General features: G+C 43.0%; 17 protein-coding genes. All 17 read left to right on the forward strand.

The window, feature by feature from the left end; all coding sequences use genetic code 11:
• Nucleotides 1-186: 186 nt before the first annotated feature.
• The 17 genes from G608_RS0100005 to rpsA all read left to right on the forward strand — a co-directional run bounded on the left by G608_RS0100005 (nt 187) and on the right by rpsA (nt 18,432).
• A complete protein-coding gene (locus G608_RS0100005) occupies nt 187-552 on the forward strand; it encodes a helix-turn-helix domain-containing protein (RefSeq protein WP_026494257.1) in 366 nt (121 codons plus the stop codon).
• 79 nt (nt 553-631) lie between these two features.
• Nucleotides 632-1,261, forward strand: coding sequence for a transposase (locus tag G608_RS0100010; protein ID WP_026494258.1), 630 nt, complete (start codon nt 632-634; stop codon nt 1,259-1,261).
• Nucleotides 1,262-1,344: 83 nt separating this feature from the next.
• Nucleotides 1,345-2,952 (forward strand): YifB family Mg chelatase-like AAA ATPase, encoded by a 1,608-nt coding sequence (locus G608_RS0100015; protein WP_026494259.1) that lies wholly within the window; start codon nt 1,345-1,347, stop codon nt 2,950-2,952.
• Between the two features lie 38 nt (nt 2,953-2,990).
• Nucleotides 2,991-3,755 carry a DNA-processing protein DprA gene (gene dprA, locus G608_RS19330; RefSeq protein ID WP_207637674.1) on the forward strand — a complete coding sequence of 255 codons (765 nt, stop codon included), beginning with the start codon at nt 2,991-2,993 and terminating at the stop codon, nt 3,753-3,755.
• Between the two features lie 208 nt (nt 3,756-3,963).
• On the forward strand, nt 3,964-4,989 hold the full coding sequence (gap, locus tag G608_RS0100025) for a type I glyceraldehyde-3-phosphate dehydrogenase (protein WP_026494260.1): 1,026 nt from the start codon (nt 3,964-3,966) through the stop codon (nt 4,987-4,989).
• A gap of 67 nt (nt 4,990-5,056) precedes the next feature.
• Complete coding sequence (locus G608_RS0100030) at nt 5,057-6,292, forward strand: phosphoglycerate kinase (protein ID WP_026494261.1); 1,236 nt, start codon at nt 5,057-5,059, stop codon at nt 6,290-6,292.
• Between the two features lie 266 nt (nt 6,293-6,558).
• Entirely contained in the window at nt 6,559-7,305 is a 747-nt protein-coding gene (gene tpiA / locus G608_RS0100035; RefSeq protein WP_026494262.1) for a triose-phosphate isomerase, read from the forward strand.
• Between the two features lie 90 nt (nt 7,306-7,395).
• Nucleotides 7,396-7,893, forward strand: coding sequence for a shikimate kinase (locus G608_RS0100040; protein WP_026494263.1), 498 nt, complete (start codon nt 7,396-7,398; stop codon nt 7,891-7,893).
• Nucleotides 7,894-7,920: 27 nt separating this feature from the next.
• Entirely contained in the window at nt 7,921-8,670 is a 750-nt protein-coding gene (tpiA, locus tag G608_RS0100045) for a triose-phosphate isomerase (RefSeq protein WP_026494264.1), read from the forward strand.
• Between the two features lie 140 nt (nt 8,671-8,810).
• Nucleotides 8,811-10,826: a methyl-accepting chemotaxis protein gene (locus G608_RS0100050; protein ID WP_026494265.1), complete on the forward strand. Its 2,016-nt coding sequence runs from the start codon at nt 8,811-8,813 to the stop codon at nt 10,824-10,826.
• A 184-nt stretch (nt 10,827-11,010) separates the two neighbouring features.
• Complete coding sequence (locus G608_RS0100055) at nt 11,011-12,360, forward strand: NCS2 family permease (protein ID WP_196810106.1); 1,350 nt, start codon at nt 11,011-11,013, stop codon at nt 12,358-12,360.
• A gap of 348 nt (nt 12,361-12,708) precedes the next feature.
• Nucleotides 12,709-13,611, forward strand: a complete 903-nt coding sequence (locus tag G608_RS0100060; RefSeq protein WP_026494267.1) for a hypothetical protein — start codon at nt 12,709-12,711, stop codon at nt 13,609-13,611.
• 213 nt (nt 13,612-13,824) lie between these two features.
• Entirely contained in the window at nt 13,825-14,379 is a 555-nt protein-coding gene (locus tag G608_RS0100065) for a TetR/AcrR family transcriptional regulator (RefSeq protein ID WP_026494268.1), read from the forward strand.
• A 23-nt stretch (nt 14,380-14,402) separates the two neighbouring features.
• Nucleotides 14,403-15,707: an NAD(P)/FAD-dependent oxidoreductase gene (locus G608_RS0100070; RefSeq protein ID WP_026494269.1), complete on the forward strand. Its 1,305-nt coding sequence runs from the start codon at nt 14,403-14,405 to the stop codon at nt 15,705-15,707.
• Nucleotides 15,708-15,781: 74 nt separating this feature from the next.
• A complete protein-coding gene (gene cmk / locus G608_RS0100075) occupies nt 15,782-16,444 on the forward strand; it encodes a (d)CMP kinase (protein WP_026494270.1) in 663 nt (220 codons plus the stop codon).
• 16 nt (nt 16,445-16,460) lie between these two features.
• Nucleotides 16,461-17,315 (forward strand): 4-hydroxy-3-methylbut-2-enyl diphosphate reductase, encoded by an 855-nt coding sequence (gene ispH, locus G608_RS0100080; RefSeq protein WP_026494271.1) that lies wholly within the window; start codon nt 16,461-16,463, stop codon nt 17,313-17,315.
• Nucleotides 17,296-18,432 (forward strand): 30S ribosomal protein S1, encoded by a 1,137-nt coding sequence (gene rpsA, locus G608_RS0100085; RefSeq protein ID WP_026494272.1) that lies wholly within the window; start codon nt 17,296-17,298, stop codon nt 18,430-18,432. The genes ispH and rpsA overlap by 20 nt, the downstream gene beginning before the upstream one ends.
• The last annotated feature ends 173 nt before the right edge of the window (nt 18,433-18,605 follow it).

The raw sequence follows: 18,605 nt of genomic DNA on the forward strand, positions 1-18,605 counted from the left end.
CCAGATGCGGTAACCGTGTACCATTAACTTTTGTGAAAAAATTCAAATGAACTTGACGAAACATTTGTTCTTGATATATAATTCGTAAAACTGAATTGAGACATTTTAACGATTCGATTATCTACATTGGTACCATGTACCATTACCTAGGGATAATACAGAGCAGGTCACGAGAGGTGGAAGAGAATGACAATAAGCGACAGGATATTTGAAAAGCTAAATGAGATAGGAATGTCACAGAAAACATTTTCAGAGAAAACTGGGATATCACAGAGCACAATAAGCGAGTGGAAGAGTAAGGGGACAAATCCGACATCAGAGAAGATCATGATCATCTGCAATGTATTGAATGTGACGCCGGAGTGGCTGCTGTCAGGCATTGAAAACACCGGTGGAAGAGGAAATAAGTCTGACTGGTATGTTATTGATAAGGATACAGAGATGGGAGTTTTGATCAGCACATACCATGGTATGGACGAGAAGCAGCGAGAAAGGCTAATGGGGTATATGGAGGCCGTTATAGCAATGACAAAAGGAAAAGAGGGGAAATAAAAATTTTATCGAATAATTCGTATAAATGGATTTATTTAAAAAAACAGAAAAGTGAAAGTAAAGCAGGAAAGTATCATAAATGGCAAGAAAGAAAAGGATATGGTATCCGGGTGCAACATATCATGTGATGAGCAGAGGTAACCGGAGGAACAGCATTTTCAAGGATGAGTGGGATTACGGGATGTTCATGGAGTGCTTAAAGAGTGTAAAGGAACAATACGATTTCAAAATACATTCTATATGTCTGATGACAAACCATTTTCACATGATAGTTGAAACAGGAGGAACCGAGATCTGGAAGATAATGCATAAGCTGCTTTTGTCATATGCAGCTACTTACAACATGAAATACAAGCTGACTGGGCATCTTTTTGAGAACAGATACATAGGTCAGATTATTGAAGATGATACATATCTTCTTGAAGCCAGCAGATATATACATCTTAATCCCGTAAAGGCGCAGATGGTACGCGAACCGCTGTCATATAAGTATAGCAGTTACGCCGATTTTGTTTCTGGCAGGAATGATGGCTGCAGCAGTGGATCAGTTATGAACAAATTGGTAGATACGTCGAGAGTACTCAGATGTTTTCAAAATAATCCCAGTGAGCAGTACCGTATGTTTGTAGAGGGGAAGATATCCCATTCTGAACAGGAGATGTTGATACAGAAGGATATGAAGGAAGATGATATGTGGCTTCCGTGGTAAAGAATATAAGAATTTTAGATGTTTGCAACTTGTAAACAGGTGAAAGATAAGACAGAACAGAAAGGATATGAACCAGTAACAAAATGGCAATAGTAGTAAAGAGCATGGCCACATCCGGCGTGGATGGGTTCATGGTAGAAATAGAAGCATCAACCATAAAAGGACAGCAGCAGTCCATGTCGATCATCGGACTGCCTGATCAGGCAATAAAGGAAGCCGGTGAGAGAATACAGGCTGCGATAGAATCCTGCGGGTATGACATCCCTAAGGATAAAGCGATCATAAGCCTTGCACCGGGAGATAAGAAAAAGCGAGGCTCTCATTTTGACCTGGGGATGATAATAGCCCTTTTGTATCAGACAGATCAGATATCACCAAAGAATCTTTCTGATTATGCATTTATAGGAGAGCTTGCACTTGATGGACGGATTAGGCCATGCACTGGAGTACTTTCAATGGTCACAGAGGCAAGAAAATGCGGGGTTAAGTCTGTGGTCGTACCTTATGAAAACAGACAGGAAGCAGCATCTGTTTCGGGAATAAACGTCTGCCCCGTCAGATCACTACCTGAAACAATAAGGTTTCTTGAAGGAAGGCTGAAGCTCTCAGGGCAGGACGATGGAGCTTTTGAGGGTAAAACAGGTTCTGATGATAAAGGGAACATGGCAGGTGTGATGACAGGAAGTGCGGACAACCATGAGGCAGACTATGGAAGTGATATGGATTTCTCTGATGTAAAGGGGCAGGATGAGCTTATTGATGCAATCGTTCTTGGCGCAGCAGGAGGTCACAATATACTGATGCTTGGAGAACCGGGATGTGGAAAGACAATGATAGCGCAGCGTATTCCGACAATTCTTCCCAAAATGTCTGAGAAGGAGTCACTTGAAGTCACTAAGATACACAGTATTTCAGGACTGCTGGATGCAGGAACGGGACTTCTAAGGTCACGGCCATTCAGGGCACCGCATCATAACGTGTCCCTGAATGCACTTATCGGAGGCGGCAGCTATGCGCAGCCGGGAGAGGTATCACTTGCCCATAACGGTGTTCTCTTTCTTGATGAGCTTGCTGAGTTTTCCAGGAGCACGCTTGATGCACTGCGTCAGCCTATGGAGGATAAGAAGGTGACCATATCAAGAGTAAACGGGACAAATTCATACCCTGCCAATTTTATGTTTGTTGCGGCCATGAATCCGTGTCCGTGCGGTTATTATCCTTCAAAGAAATGCAGATGTACTGATTATGAGATAATTCATTACAGAGGGAAGATTTCCGGTCCGATCCTTGAGCGTATTGATATTCAGAAGAGCGTTGCTCATGTGGATTTCTTTGAACTTGGTGATAAGGAGAGCAGCTACAGCTCAAAACAGCTAAGGGAGATGGTAGAGAAGGCAAGGAAGATTCAGCAGGAGCGGTTTAAAAATGATAGTCAGGTATGCTGTAATGCGCAGATGACGACTACCATGATACAGAAATACTGTAAGCTTGATGAGGAATGTACGAAGCTGTTGAAAAACGCCAGTGAAAAATATGGTTACAGCGCAAGAGTAATCCATAAGCTGCTTAGGATGGCGAGGACATCGGCTGACCTTGACGGAGCTGAGAATATAAGAAGGGAAGACATCACAAGAGTACTTGGCTGTCGCGATCTTGATGTATCAAGCAGCCAGATGTATGCGATAGCATAAGAAGCATGATTACTGATGAAGAAAAAATAAGATATTTAATGCTGACATTGATGAAGGGGGTTGGCCCTGTGACTCAGAACGCTCTTCTCGATAGCTGCAGCTGTATAAATAACTGCTTTGAAGCCTGTTATGATGATCTGGTTTCCTTATATACTGCAAAGCTCATAGGAAAGAAGAAAATCAGTTCTTTTATAGAGCAAAGGCAGGATATGGATATAAGAAACAGAGCAGAGGAAATTCTTGAAGTTTCGAGGACACTTGGGATAGATGTAGTGACAAGGGAGGATGTCGCATTTCCTGTCAGATTTAAAAATATAAGTGACATACCGGTTGTTCTGTATATGAAGGGATCCCTTATGATAAACGAATATGAAAGCTCCGCTGGAATTGTAGGTGCCAGGAGATGTACTAAGGAGGGCAAGGGAAAGGCAATTGAGCTTGCGACAAGTGCTGTCAGCCATGGTAGTGCAGTAATCAGCGGAATGGCCAAGGGGATAGATTCATATGCACACACAGCAGCCATAAAGTCCGGTGGTTACACCATAGCAGTGCTTGGAAATGGTGTAGACATATGCTATCCCAAGGAGCATGACAGATTGTATGAGGAAATAGCCAGATGTGGATGTGTATTATCGGAATATCCGCCCGGTACCATGCCCAGAGAATATAATTTTCCAAGGCGTAATCGTCTGATAGCAGCATTATCTGACACTTTGTATGTGGTTGACGCCGGAAGACACAGTGGTACTGAAACCACAATTGAAAGCAGCAGGAGATATGGCAGGCAAGTTATCGTTGTCTGATCCGGTAACCGTGTACTTTTAACACGACATGGATGTGACAATTTTTAAAATAATGAACACTAGATGATTTATTTGCGTTTTTGCCTAAAGATTACTTGAAAAATCTGATAAAGTCAGATAAAATATATTTGCTGTCAAATTTTTGACAATCACATGTAAAGAATTAGTAACAGCAAATAATTTTAATATCATTTTAGGAGGACTTAAAATGGCAGTAAAGGTAGCAATTAATGGTTTTGGCCGTATCGGTCGTCTTGCATTCAGACAGATGTTTGAGCACGAGGGAACAGAGATCGTAGCAATCAACGATCTTACAGATCCTAAGATGCTTGCACACCTTCTCAAGTATGATTCTTCTCAGGGTAAGTATAAGTACGCTGACAAGGTATCATTCAGCGATCACTCAATCACAGTAAATGGTAAAGAGATCGAGATCTACAAGGAGGCTGATGCTAATAACCTTCCTTGGGGCAAGATTGGTGTAGACGTTGTTCTTGAGTGTACAGGTTTCTACACATCTAAGGATAAGGCTCAGGCACACATCAACGCTGGTGCTAAGAAGGTTGTTATTTCTGCTCCTGCAGGAAATGATCTTCCTACTATCGTATATAACGTTAACCACGAGACACTTACAGCTGATGACAACATCATCTCTGCAGCTTCTTGTACAACAAACTGCCTTGCACCTATGGCAAAGGCTCTTAACGACTATGCACCTATCCAGTCTGGTATCATGGCAACAATCCATGCTTACACAGGTGATCAGATGATCCTTGACGGACCTCAGAGAAAGGGTGACCTTAGAAGAGCTCGTGCAGGCGCTGTTAACATCGTTCCTAACAGCACAGGTGCTGCAAAGGCTATCGGCCTTGTTATTCCTGAACTCAACGGCAAGCTCATCGGCGCTGCTCAGAGAGTACCGGTTCCGACAGGTTCAACAACACTTCTTTTCGCTGTAGTTAAGAGCAGCACAGAAGTTACTAAGGACAGCATCAACGAGGCTATGAAGAAGGCTTCAGATCCTGAGACATTCGGTTACAACGAGGATGAGATCGTATCTTCTGATATCGTTGGAATGACATATGGTTCACTCTTCGATGCTACACAGACAATGGTTACAAAGATTGGTGACGATCTCTATGAAGTTCAGGTTGTTTCATGGTATGACAACGAGAACTCATACACATCTCAGATGGTTCGTACAATCAAGTACTTCGAGAAGTTCGTTAAGTAATTTTTGATTCTATTGGGGTCCGGTCCGTAAGGACCGGACCCTATTTTTAACAAGGAGGAATATAATAATGGCACTTAATAAGAAATCTGTTGATGATTTCAGCGCAAAGGGCAGAAGAGTACTTGTTCGTTGTGACTTCAACGTACCTCTTAAGAACGGCGAGATCACAGACGAGACACGTATCAACGCTGCACTTCCTACAATCAAGAAGCTTATCGAGGATGGCGGCAAGGTTATCCTTTGCTCACACCTTGGTAAGGTTAAGAATGGCCCCAACGAGGGCGAGTCTCTTGCTCCTGTAGCAAAGAGCCTTTCTGCTAAGCTTGGCAAGGACGTTAAGTTCGTTGCTGATTACAACGTAACAGGTGCTGATGCAACTGCTGCTGTTGAGGCTATGGGTGAGGGTGATGTTGTTCTTCTTCAGAATACACGTTTCCGTGGCAAGGAAGAGACAAAGCCTTCAGATGCAGGCGAAGCTTTCGCAAAAGAGCTTGCAGATCTTTGTGATGATTATGTATGTGATGCATTCGGTTCTGCTCACAGAGCACATGCTTCTGTAGCTGTTGTTACAAAGTATGTTCGTGAGAAGGGCGGCAACTGTGCAGTTGGTTACCTTATGCAGAAGGAAATCGACTTCCTCGGCAACGCTGTTGAGAACCCTGTACGTCCTTTCGTAGCAATCCTTGGTGGTGCTAAGGTTGCTGATAAGCTTAACGTTATCAATAACCTCCTTGAGAAGTGCGATACACTTATCATCGGTGGTGGTATGGCTTACACATTCCTTAAGGCTAAGGGCTATGAAGTAGGTCTTTCACTTGTTGATAATGAAAAGATCGATTACTGTAAGGAAATGATGGAGAAGGCTGAGAAGAACGGCAAGCAGCTTCTTCTTCCTGTTGATACAGTTGTATCCGGCGGATTCCCTGATCCTATCGACAATCCTGACATCGAGACAGCTATCGTTGAGTCAAGCTCAATCCCTGCTGACAAGGAAGGTCTTGATATCGGCGTTAAGACAAGAGAGCTTTTCGCAGATGCTGTAAAGAATGCTAAGACTGTTGTTTGGAACGGACCTATGGGTGTATTCGAGAACCCTGTACTTGCTGAAGGTACAAAGGCTGTTGCTAAGGCTCTTGCTGATACAGATGCTACAACCATCATCGGTGGTGGTGACAGTGCAGCTGCAGTTAACCAGCTTGGTTTCGCTGATAAGATGAGCCACATTTCAACAGGTGGCGGCGCTTCCCTCGAGTTCCTTGAAGGTAAGGAGCTTCCCGGCGTAGTTGCAGCGGACAATAAGTAATCACCTGGCGAGGTATTTTCGAGCCTGGTGTACTACTTAGTTCGATCGAGCGTGAGCGAGAGTCGAACTTCCTTGTGAATAATAAATTTGTATTTGAAGTCTAAATGAGTCTTGAAAGTATTTATATCATTGAAGTGGCTTTTGAAGACGCGGGTACTTAATCTGTGTATTTTACAGATTTAGTACCCTTGCGTCTGAAACAGAGCGGAAGCGTCCGCTGAAATGATATAATTACTTGAAAGGCGTTGTTGAGAGAGGAAAACAAAATGGCACGTAGAAGAATAATTGCCGGCAACTGGAAGATGAACAAGACTCCCAGTGAGGCTGTAGCTCTTTGTGCAGAGCTTAAAGATCTTGTAAAGAACGATGACGTTGACGTAGTTTACTGCGTTCCGGCTATCGATATCGTACCCGTTGTTGAGGCTGTTAAGGGTACAAACGTACATGTAGGAGCAGAGAACTTCTACATCGTTGACAGTGGTGCTTTCACAGGCGAGATTTCAGCTCCCATGCTGAAGGATGCAGGTGTTGAGTACGTTATCATCGGTCACTCAGAGAGAAGAGATATCTTTGGTGAGAATGATATTCTTATCAACCAGAAGGTTAAGAAGGCATTTGCTTCAGGTCTTACACCTATCCTTTGCTGCGGTGAGTCCCTTGCACTTCGTAAGGCTGACACCTACAAGGAGTGGATCGAGAGACAGATCACATGGGATCTCGATGGCGTAACAGCTGACCAGGTTAAGAAGCTTGTTATCGCTTACGAGCCTATCTGGGCTATCGGTACAGGTGAGACAGCTACAGCTGATCAGGCTGAAGAGGTTTGCGGACTTATCCGCAGCCTTATTGCTAAGCTTTATGATCAGGCTACAGCTGATGAAGTTCGTATCCAGTATGGCGGATCAATGAATGCCGGCAATGCTGCTGAGCTTCTTTCAAAGCCCAACATCGATGGTGGGCTTATCGGCGGCGCTTCACTTAAGCCCGACTTTGGCAAGATCGTTAACGCTTAATAAAATAAGCTGATTAAGATTTATGAAACGGATTCAATTTGGAGCCAATTTCAAATTGAATCCGTTTTTGGCAGTAATCAGGAGAGTATTATGAAAAAAGATAACATTATCTTAATTGGAATGCCTACATCAGGTAAAAGCACAGTGGGCGTCATTCTGGCAAAGGTTCTTGGCTATAATTTTATAGATTCGGATATTGTGATTCAGGAAAAAGAGGGCCGCAGGCTTTCCGAGATCATTGAAGCGGAAGGCGTCGATGGCTTTATAGATATTGAAAATAGAGTAAATGCCGGCATTGAGGCTGAAAAGACTGTCATTTCAACAGGCGGCAGTGTGGTTTACGGCGAAGAGGCCATGCTGCATTATAAGAAAATCGGAAAAGTGGTATATCTTAAGATAGATTTTGAGGTCCTTACAAAGCGCCTGAGAGATGTGAAGCAGAGGGGCGTTGTAATGAAGGAAGGACAGACCATAGAGTCCTTGTATGACGAGCGCTGTAAGCTGTACGAAAAATATGCTGACATTATCATAGATGAGAAAAATAATACCATGGAAGAAGTACTGGCCGATGTTCTGGCAGCGCTGTAAAAGCATGGTTTGTTGGAGGAGTATAAAATGGAAAGAAGAAAAATAGTAGCAGGAAACTGGAAAATGAACATGACACCTGCAAAGGCGGTGGAGCTTATTGCAACACTTAGACCCCTTGTAGAGTCAAATGATGTTGATGTTGTTTTCTGCGTACCTGCAATTGATATAGTTCCTGCATTAACAGCAACCCGTGGAACAAACATTGAGATCGGTGCTGAAAATATGTACTACGAGGAGAGCGGTGCTTTTACCGGTGAGATTTCACCTCAGATGCTTGAGGAAGCAGGCGTTAAATATGTTATCCTCGGACACTCTGAGAGACGCGAGTACTTCCACGAAACAGACGAGGAAATCAACAAAAAGGTTAAGAAGGCCTTTGAACATGGCATTACTCCTATCCTTTGCTGCGGTGAGACTCTGCAGCAGAGAGAAATGGGCATCACTTTAGACTTGATAAAGCTTCAGATAAAATCTGATCTTGCAGGAGTTCCGTCATCAGATGTGGCTAATATGGTCATTGCCTATGAGCCTATCTGGGCAATTGGCACAGGTAAAACTGCCACATCAGGACAGGCACAGGAGGTTTGCAAGGCTATTCGTGACTGTATAGCTGACATTTATGATGATGCTACAGCACAGAGTGTTCGAATTCAGTACGGCGGATCCGTTAACGCAGGCAATGCGTCACAGCTTTTTGCGCAGCCTGATATTGATGGCGGTCTTGTGGGCGGAGCATCCCTGAAGCCTGAATTTGGAAAGATAGTAAATTGCAAATAATTTAGTCGAACAAAGCTTAAATTATATAATGTTTTAGCATTTTTTTTATGGTTATTTAATAGATTTAGATGCGATAAGTCGTATATTATTAATATGATTTATTGCATTTAAATCTTTTTTTATTATGGAGGCAAAAGAGAATGGCTAAGAATGATGCATCTGAAAAGGTAAAGAGTAATATCAGTTTTAAAGACAGCATTAAGACCAAGCTGATAACGGTAATGATTCTGGCAGCTGCTATTCCATTGATAGTAGCAGTAATAGTAAGCTATAAGACATCAACTGATAAGGCCATGGAAGATGCCCAGGCCAGCTTGGAGTGGCAGGCAAGGTATTTATCCAGTAAATTTGTGAATATTTTGGATGCAAATATGAACATGATTAAGAGTATTGCAGGTAACCCTACAATTATTAATTATGTAATAGGAGAGGCAGGTATACCTGAAGATGCTGTAATTGCTACACTGACTGAATGTGATGCAATTCTTGATGATGGAGATACCACGGTAATCACAGGTGCAGACGGCCAGCAGCTTGCCAGAGCAAAAGGTGATCTGATCAATGTAGCTGACAGAGAATATTTTCAGAAAGCAATTACAGGATCAACATATGTTTCTAATATTCAGATCAGTAAGACTACAGGAAAACGTATTATAACCTTTGCAGTACCGATAAAGAATGGCGATTCGATAATTGGTATTGTTCAAAGAAACTTCGATTTGAATAATTTCCATGAAATGCTTGCTGCAGAAGCAGAAGACGCATTTCTAGTTGACAGAGAAGGCATGGTAGCTGCCCACTCTCAGTATGAGATTGGTGAAGGTGCTCATGAAGAGGAGAGCAGAGCTCAGTCAGAATTCATGACCTCCGGTAAAGATAGCGGTTTCTATTTCGTTGATACCGGAAAAGGTTATGATGCATACGTTGCTTATGTAATGGAGCCAAAATCACAGTATCGTATCTGCTCTGCAACAAATTCAACAAAAGTTTTATCCGCTGCAAGACGTTCAGCTATGATAGTAGTTGTTGTTGGCCTTGTTCTTCTTGCTGCTGCTATAGCTGTTTCCTTTGTTATGGCAAACAGCTTTGCTGCACCTATTCATGCTGTTGGAGAGTCACTTAAGGCTCTGTCAGACGGACGTTTTGTAAAAGTGGAAAAATTCGGCGCAAGAAAAGATGAATTTGGTGAGATTTCGAGAGATACGAACTCGGTTATCAAAACCCTTGATGATATTGTTTCCAATATCAAGGAATCTGCTGCAAATGTCGGATCATCATCTGAAGAGCTGGCTGATATGGCTAATCAGATTTCCCAGACTGCAGAGGATGTTTCAAATGCGGTTCAGGAGATTGCATCCGGTGCAACCCAGCAGGCTGATGAGATTCAGAGTGCTTCTGAGAATGTTGGAAGAATCGGTGATGCTGTATCCGATGTGCAGAATTCTACAGGAAACCTTTCAACCCTTGCTCAGAAGATGAAGGAAGCATCTGAGGTTTCAAGCAGATCCCTTGCTTCTCTGCAGGATTCTTCATCTGATATGACAAACAAGATCGATGATATTTCAAATACTATTTCCGCAACTCAGGAAGCAGTATCAAATATCAACGATAAGGTAGAAGGAATTGCATCTATCGCAACTCAGACCAACCTCCTTTCACTTAACGCTTCTATCGAGGCTGCAAGAGCAGGAGAGGCAGGAAAAGGCTTTGCGGTTGTTGCTGAGGAAATCGGTAAGCTGGCTGACGACTCCAAGCAGATGGCTGATGATATCAGACGTGAGATGGATGTCCTTCTTGAACAGAGTAATGCCGCTGTTTCCGCAGCAGCTGATGTTAAGCAGGGCAATATGGATCAGCAGATCGCTCTTGGCGAGACCCTTGAAGCTGTTAACGGAATGCTTGAGGATATCGGCAGCACAGTCGGCGGCGTAGACCTTATTTCCCAAGGCGCTGATACCTGCGATTCCTCCAAGAATGCGGTTGTAGATACAATGAGTGCTCTGTCAGCAATTTCCGAAGAGAATGCTGCATCCTCAGAGGAGACAGGAGCTTCCATGCAGGAGCTTTCCGCAACAGTTACAACCCTTGCTTCTTCAGCTGACGGCTTAAAGAGCATTGCCGAGAAGCTAAACGAAGATATGAAGTTCTTCAAATAATAAAAAATAGATTGATATATGGCTGCCTCCGAGATAAAATCGGGGGCAGTTTTTTATTGTACTAAAATATTTAATCGGAGCAGAATTTCCTTTTTGATATTGTGATAAACCTCTTTTCTGTGAGCTTAAATTATGCTATATTTTTATTGTTTTGGAGACATTGTTTTTATGGAGGAGACTAAACATGTTGGAAAAAGTTTTTAAACTCGAGGAGCATAATACTACGGTCAAAACCGAGATTATAGCCGGCCTCACCACGTTCCTTTCAATGGCCTACATTCTGGCCGTTAACCCCAGTATTCTTGGTGCTGTAATGAATGCAAACGGTGTATTTGTTGCAACTGCAATCGCTTCTGCAATCGCAACCTTCTGTATGGCATTCCTTGCAAATTATCCGATCGCTCTTTCAGCAGGACTTGGACTTAATGCTTACTTTGCATTTACAGTTTGTCTTGGCGAGCTTGGCGGAGAACCCGGTGCATTCAAGATTGCTCTTACTGCAGTATTTGTTGAAGGTATCATCTTCATCATCCTTTCTGTTTTCAAGTTCCGTGAACAGATCATCAACAGCATACCTCAGAACCTTAAGTATGGTATCTCTGCAGGTATCGGACTTTTCATTGCATTCATCGGCCTTAAGGGCGCAAGCATCATCGTTGCTGATGAGTCTACTACTGTAGCACTTGGCAGCTTCTCAAACGCTGAGGTTGTTCTTGCTCTTGTTGGTCTTATCATTATCATTGTTCTTGAGCACTATCATGTAACAGGTTCAGTTCTTATCGGAATCATCGCTACATGGATTCTTGGTATGATCGCTCAGGCTACAGGCTGGTACACAGCAGGTAACGTATTCCCTGATTTCTCAGCAGGTCTTCAGCTTGGTGCTGTTTCTGAGACTGCATTTAAGTTTGACTTTGGCTGGGCTGCATCACACCTTGTTCAGTTCATCGCTATCGTATTCAGCTTCCTTTATGTAGATCTGTTCGATACAGTTGGAACAGTAGTAGGTGTTGCTGATAAGGCAGGCCTTCTTGATGAGGATGGCAATCTTCCCAGAGTCGGCAGCGTATTCATGTCAGATGCTATCGGTACAGTATGTGGTTCATGCCTTGGTACATCAACTGTAACAAGCTTTGTAGAGTCAAGTGCAGGTGTTGCTGCAGGCGGACGTACAGGTCTTACAGCTCTTGTAACAGGTATCATGTTCCTTGTATCACTTGTACTTAGCCCTATCTTCCTTGCAATCCCCGGATTCGCTACAGCTCCGGCTCTTATCTATGTAGGTATGCTTATGGTTTCAAGTGCTAAGAACATTACATTTGACGGTGATGTGGCTGATACACTTGGTGCTTACATGGCACTCGTAATGATGCCTCTTTCATACTCAATTGCAACAGGTATCATGTTCGCAGTTCTTGCATGGGTAATCGTTAAGGTTCTTATCGGCAAGGCAAAGGATGTATCTCCTGTTATGTGGTTTGTATTCGTACTGTTTGCTCTGAGAGTAGTAGTACTTGTTACAAACTTCCAGTAATATAGGATTGATATTTACTCCCCGTCACTTCTTAAGTGGCGGGGATTTTTTATCTTATAGGAAATTCCTACGGATTTCCTATAAGATAAAAAACACTCCGTGTGGATGCGCAGCTCGCGGAATTGAAGTTTATTGCTTCGCAATACCGCTCGCGCGCGAGGATTTCGCAAGCGAAATCCTATTTTATGTTATGGACAGATGCTTGCTAGGGCAGCTTTGTATTTCTGTTTCACATTATTGCGTTTTAATTGCAATAAAATATCAGACAAAAGAATGAATTGTCAGATAATAATAATTATGATATAATCAGAGTAGGAATTTATGTGATGGGGAGACAAGGAGGCCTATATGGCAGATATCACTATTAAAGCCGCTCAGAGCGGTGCGATAAATGCCGCAAGACAATCGTTGTCTGTCACGGCGAAAAGACCTGGGAATGTAAATGGCAAAGCTTCGGATTCCGGCAAGGGACGAAAAGGAGCTTCAAAACCGGGTAAAGACGTCATTTCGGTTTCAAGAGATGGCGATACAGCTCATGCAACTGAGAAAGCAAGGCATAAGCTGATTGAACAAAATAAAGAGAATATTGTGCAGGTTCAGGCAAAAGCAAGGGCCGAGAGAACAGTTAATAATTTGTATGTACAGATTGCCGGTGAGGAGGTTGCAGATAATCTTACCGGTGATGCTACTGTTGAAATGTCCAAGGTCCATCAGAATGAGCCTAATCGCTACATCGAGGCATTGAAGCGCGAGCTGCAGCAGGAGATAATGGAGGTCAATAATAATATTGGCGACGCAGAGCCTGTAAGTGAAGAAGCCGCAGAGGTTCCAAGAGAGCCTGTTATGCCTGATACATCGAGGCTGGAGACATTGGCAGCTTCTATTGATGTTGATGTGGAGGGCACGAAATACGAGCCTCAGATCACTTCCTTTAAGGGATATTCGGACCAGCAATTAAGGCAGATGTATCTCAGCGGTGCGATATCCAGATATGCATATGATACGGAGATGACGTCGCGTACTGAAGAAAACCAGGAGCTTTCAGAAAGCGAGCAGGTTTTCAGAGAAGGAATTGTAAGGAATCTGGCTAATCAGAAGCAGCTACAGAGAGATTCTGAATCTGTGGAGCAGGCTTTTTCGGATGAAGCTTCAGGTACACTTACGGGAGAGCAGAGAATGGCAATCTACAACGCTGCCGGCAATGGCGGCGGACAGGAGGAGGCTGAGAAAGAGCTTCAGCTTAGCATTTGATGAAGTGATTTAAGTAGTTTTCCTGTGATTGCACATGGTATTTTGCATATAAAAAATAAGAGATCCGGTCCTTTATTATTGCTAATGGGACCGGATACTTTTTGGCTTCATGGAAAAACTATTTTTGTTATATGCGTACTTAAAGTCATTGACAGAAATAATTCTAAACACTAATATTATAACGTATGATATTCTAAGGAGGAAATTTTAAGTATGTCACGCAAGGCAACTATTACACAGGAAGAAATCGTAAATGCCGCTTTTAAGATTACCGTTAAGGAAGGTTTTGATCAGATCACATCCAGAAAGCTGGCGGGCGCAGCAGGATGCTCAACACAGCCTATTTTCCGTATTTATGACAATATGGATGAGCTTAAGAAGGATGTTTTAGATAAAGCAATCAAGTATTTTGAAGATTTTTGCAGAGGTAGAGAGAAAAAGCATGATACTCCCTTTGTAGATCTTGGAATAAGCTATATTTGTTTTGCTCAGCAGCACTCTAATCTCTTTAAGCTTCTTTTTGTTTCAAATGACGTAAAAGATGCTAAAAGTATGTATGATATCGTAAACGGTTCTGAGGAGAACATCGTTAAAGAGGTATCACGCGCAAGAGAGCAGGGCGTACAGAACGCTGAGCATCTTTTCATGAAGATGTGGATATTCATTCACGGCGCAGGCTGCATGGCTGTTACAGGAGATTATGACCTTGAAGAGGCTGATTCAGTAGCAATGCTTAAGTCTGCTTACGAAGCTTTCAGTAAGGCGTAACTTATACGGAGTTATTTTTTCGAATGAAGAATGTTGTTGTTATCGGATGCGGGGCTGCAGGGATGATGGCGGCGATAGCTGCTGCGAAGGCTGGCGCATCCGTTATTATTTTTGAAAAAAATGAAAAGCCCGGGAAAAAGATATACATCACCGGAAAGGGCAGATGTAATGTGACAAATGCCTGTGATATCAGTGAGTATTTTGATAAGATTCCCCACGGCTCAAAGTTTTTATACAGTGCGCTCTATGGCTATGATAATACGATGGTTATGGACCTGTTGCAAAGTAACGGCTGCAAGCTGAAAACAGAGCGCGGAGACAGGGTTTTTCCTGTGTCAGACCATTCATCGGATATTATCAGCACCCTTGTTAAGGTTCTTAAGAAAAACAAGGTGGAGATAAGATATCAGGATGAGGTTACATGGATTCAGACAGATTCTGAGAATAACGTCAAGGCTGTTGTTTCGTCGGATTCCGGGATAACTGAGGCAGATGCTGTAATAGTGTGCACAGGCGGTCTTTCATATCCGTCAACGGGTTCAACAGGCACGGGACATAAGATTGCCAAAGAACTGGGCCATAAGGTTACAGAGCTTAAGCCTTCTCTGGTGCCCTTTGAGATAAAAGAGGACTGGTGCAGAGAGCTTCAGGGACTGTCCCTTAAGAATGTGGCTGTTAAGCTTGAACAGCTCCCTCCGGCATCAAAGGATGTAACAGGTGGAGAGGGTTCATCCGGCGGAAAGAAGAAAAAGAAGATAGTATATGACGGCTTTGGAGAGATGCTGTTTACGCATTTTGGCGTAAGCGGTCCGCTGATCTTAACCTCCAGCTGCTATTACGAGGAGAAGGATAAAAAGGGCAATCCTCTTGAATATGTGATCCATCTTGATCTTAAGCCTGCGCTGACCCATGAACAGCTTGATAAGAGGCTTCAGAGAGAGTTTGAGGTTTCAAGAAACAGGCAGTTCAAGAACAGCTTAAATAGCCTTTTTCCTTCAAAGCTTATTCCTGTGATGATCAGTCTATCGGGAATAGACCCGGAAAAGCCGCTTAACTCTGTAACAAAAAAGGAGCGCGCGGATTTTGTAAACCTCATTAAGGATTTAAGGCTTACTGTGACCGGAACAAGAAATTTTAACGAAGCAATTATCACAAGAGGCGGCATAGCTACAGGCGATATCAATCCGTCGACGATGGAATCAAAGAAGATAAAGGGTCTCTATTTTGCAGGTGAAATAATAGATGTGGATGCTCAGACAGGCGGATTTAATCTGCAGATTGCCTGGTCCACGGGACATCTTGCAGGAGAGAGCGCAGCTGCCGAGTAATGCTGTAAGATGCTTAAGCATGTTGGGCAGCATTTTTAGAACAGATTTTTATGATTTAAGGAGAAAACCTGAAAATGGGAAAAAGTATTGCAATAGATGGACCTGCAGGCGCAGGTAAAAGCACAATCGCAAAGATTGTATCAAAGAAGCTTGGTTTTATTTATATAGACACAGGTGCCATGTACCGCGCAATGGCAGTTCATATGACAAGAAACGGTGTTTCCGGCGATGATGCGGCAGAGATTGAGAAAAACATCGATACTGCTGATATTTCAATCGGTCATGAGAACGGCGAGCAGGTTGTTTATCTTAACGGCGAAAACGTAAACAGCTTCCTTAGGACAGAGGAGGTCAGCACTATGGCGTCAAAGACCAGCGCTAATGCCAAGGTAAGAGTTAAGCTTGTAGAGCTTCAGCAGAAGCAGGCTAAGACCACAGATGTTGTCATGGATGGCAGAGATATCGGTACAGTGGTACTTCCTGATGCGGATCTTAAGGTTTATCTTACTGCCAGCAGCAGAGTCCGTGCAGAGAGACGCTATAAGGAGATGATTGAGAAGGGCGTAGATTGTGATCTTGATACAATCGAGGCAGAGATTAAAGAGCGTGATCACAGAGATATGACAAGAGAAAATTCACCTCTTAAAAAGGCTGACGATGCCGTTGAGGTTGATTCTTCATACATGACTATTGAGGAAGTAGCAGATAAGATCATCAGTCTCTATGAGAACAGATAATAAGCGAGGAATTAAGATGGAAGTCATACTTGCCGAGCATGCCGGCTTTTGCTTTGGAGTTACAAGAGCCGTTGACGTAGTATATGAGCAGATTGAAAAGAACAGCGATAAGCAGATTTATACCTATGGTCCCATAATCCATAATGAGACGGTAGTTTCGGATCTTGAGAAAAAGGGTGTAAAGGTTATCGAGTCCTTAGATGAATTAAAGAACATAAGTGACGGAATTTTGATAATCAGATCCCACGGTATCAGAAAAGAGATTTACGATATCATCGAGAAGCAGGGACTTGAGTCCATCGATGCCACCTGTCCTTTTGTAAAGCGTATCCATAATATCGTTGAAAAGGAGAGTGCTGCAGGAAAAACAATTGTGGTTGTTGGAAGTGCAAAACACCCTGAAGTTGACGGTATTGTGAGCTATGCATCGGGGCCTGTTTTCGTTGTGGAAACGCCAGAAGACGTTGACAGCTTAACGCTCGAAGAGGGAACGGAGATTTGTATCGTGTCCCAAACTACATTTAATACAAATAAATTTCAAGAAACCGTTGATAAATTTTCTAATTCGCGCTACAATGTTAATGTTGTGAACACTATTTGTAGTGCAACTGAAGAACGTCAGACAGAGGCAGAGAAAATTGCCGGTCAGGTTGACGCTATGATAGTGATTGGCGGAGCGCACAGTTCAAATTCACGTAAGCTGTATGAGATATGCAGCAGGAAATGTGCAAATACATATTTCATCCAGACTATTGATGATTTGAAAATGGATATTCCTAAAGACATCAAAGTAGTGGGAATTACCGCCGGGGCGTCCACCCCAAAGAACATTATCGAGGAGGTTCAGAAACATGTCAGAACAATCATTTGAACAGATGCTCAATGAGTCGTTCAAAACAATTCATACGGGGGAGGTCGTTGAAGGCACTGTCATTTCTGTTAAGCCTGATGAGATTATTCTTAACATTGGCTACAAATCAGATGGCATTCTCACAAAGAATGAGTACAGTAATGATAACAGCATCGATCTGACTCAGGTGGTTAAAGAAGGCGACAAAATGGATGTCAAGGTTCTTAAAACCAACGATGCAGACGGTCAGGTTATCCTTTCATATAAGCGTCTTGCCCTTGACAGAGGAAACAAGCGTATCGAGGAAGCATTCAACAATCAGGAAGTACTTACAGCTAAGGTTGTTCAGGTACTTGACGGCGGACTTACAGTTGTAGTTGATGAGGTTCGTATCTTCATCCCTGCAAGTCTTGTTTCAGACACATACGAGAAGGATCTTTCCAAGTACGAAGGACAGGAGATTCAGTTTGTAGTAACAGAGTACAATCCGAAGCGTAGAAGATACATCGGTAACAGAAAGATGCTTATCACAGCCGAGAAGGCTGAGCAGGCTAAGAAGCTCTTTGAGACAATCGGTGTTGGCGACATCGTTGATGGTGTTGTTAAGAACGTTACAGATTTCGGAGCATTCATTGATCTTGGCGGAGCAGACGGACTCCTTCACATCTCTGAGATGTCATGGGGCCGTGTTGAGAATCCTAAGAAGACCTTCAAGGTTGGCGATACTGTTAAGGTTCAGATTAAGGGAATCGATGGCAGCAAGATCGCTCTTTCAAGAAAGTTCGATGATGAGAACCCTTGGAAGGATGCAGAGACAAAGTATGCTGTTGGTAACGAAGTAACAGGTAAGGTTGCCAGAATGACAGACTTTGGTGCATTCGTAGAGCTTGAGCCCGGTATTGATGCTCTTCTTCATGTATCTCAGATTGCAAGAGAGCACATCGAGAAGCCTTCAGATGTACTTAGCATCGGTCAGGAAGTTACAGCAAGAATCGTAGACTTCAACGAAGCAGATCGTAAGATCAGCCTTAGCATTAAGGCTCTTACAGCTCCCGAGAAGGAAGACGAGGCTGCTGATGACGCAGAGGTAGCAAGTGTTGATATCGACAAGGTTATCGCTGAGCAGGATGCTGAATAATTGAATTAAATATTTTGTAATTAGTGGGACTGTAAAAGATGATTTATCATTTTTTACAGTCCTTTTTTGTGCGCATTATGGGGCACGTTTACATAGTTACCGCTTAGACATCAAAAACGACCGCTTAGACAAAGATTAAAGTTTTTGCGTTGAATTTGGGATATTATTTTTGT

This window comes from Butyrivibrio sp. WCD3002, from assembly GCF_000424265.1.
Taxonomy (GTDB): Bacteria; Bacillota; Clostridia; order Lachnospirales; family Lachnospiraceae; genus Butyrivibrio.

Excerpts from the sequence above, each read along its gene's own strand:
- G608_RS0100005 (WP_026494257.1), top strand. The coding sequence starts at position 187 with ATGACAATAAGCGACAGGATATTTGAAAAGCTAAATGAGATAGGAATG.
- G608_RS0100010 (WP_026494258.1), top strand. The coding sequence starts at position 632 with ATGGCAAGAAAGAAAAGGATATGGTATCCGGGTGCAACATATCATGTG.
- G608_RS0100015 (WP_026494259.1), top strand. The coding sequence starts at position 1,345 with ATGGCAATAGTAGTAAAGAGCATGGCCACATCCGGCGTGGATGGGTTC.
- dprA (WP_207637674.1), top strand. The coding sequence starts at position 2,991 with ATGCTGACATTGATGAAGGGGGTTGGCCCTGTGACTCAGAACGCTCTT.
- gap (WP_026494260.1), top strand. The coding sequence starts at position 3,964 with ATGGCAGTAAAGGTAGCAATTAATGGTTTTGGCCGTATCGGTCGTCTT.
- G608_RS0100030 (WP_026494261.1), top strand. The coding sequence starts at position 5,057 with ATGGCACTTAATAAGAAATCTGTTGATGATTTCAGCGCAAAGGGCAGA.
- tpiA (WP_026494262.1), top strand. The coding sequence starts at position 6,559 with ATGGCACGTAGAAGAATAATTGCCGGCAACTGGAAGATGAACAAGACT.
- G608_RS0100040 (WP_026494263.1), top strand. The coding sequence starts at position 7,396 with ATGAAAAAAGATAACATTATCTTAATTGGAATGCCTACATCAGGTAAA.
- tpiA (WP_026494264.1), top strand. The coding sequence starts at position 7,921 with ATGGAAAGAAGAAAAATAGTAGCAGGAAACTGGAAAATGAACATGACA.
- G608_RS0100050 (WP_026494265.1), top strand. The coding sequence starts at position 8,811 with ATGGCTAAGAATGATGCATCTGAAAAGGTAAAGAGTAATATCAGTTTT.
- G608_RS0100055 (WP_196810106.1), top strand. The coding sequence starts at position 11,011 with ATGTTGGAAAAAGTTTTTAAACTCGAGGAGCATAATACTACGGTCAAA.
- G608_RS0100060 (WP_026494267.1), top strand. The coding sequence starts at position 12,709 with ATGGCAGATATCACTATTAAAGCCGCTCAGAGCGGTGCGATAAATGCC.
- G608_RS0100065 (WP_026494268.1), top strand. The coding sequence starts at position 13,825 with ATGTCACGCAAGGCAACTATTACACAGGAAGAAATCGTAAATGCCGCT.
- G608_RS0100070 (WP_026494269.1), top strand. The coding sequence starts at position 14,403 with ATGAAGAATGTTGTTGTTATCGGATGCGGGGCTGCAGGGATGATGGCG.
- cmk (WP_026494270.1), top strand. The coding sequence starts at position 15,782 with ATGGGAAAAAGTATTGCAATAGATGGACCTGCAGGCGCAGGTAAAAGC.
- ispH (WP_026494271.1), top strand. The coding sequence starts at position 16,461 with ATGGAAGTCATACTTGCCGAGCATGCCGGCTTTTGCTTTGGAGTTACA.
- rpsA (WP_026494272.1), top strand. The coding sequence starts at position 17,296 with ATGTCAGAACAATCATTTGAACAGATGCTCAATGAGTCGTTCAAAACA.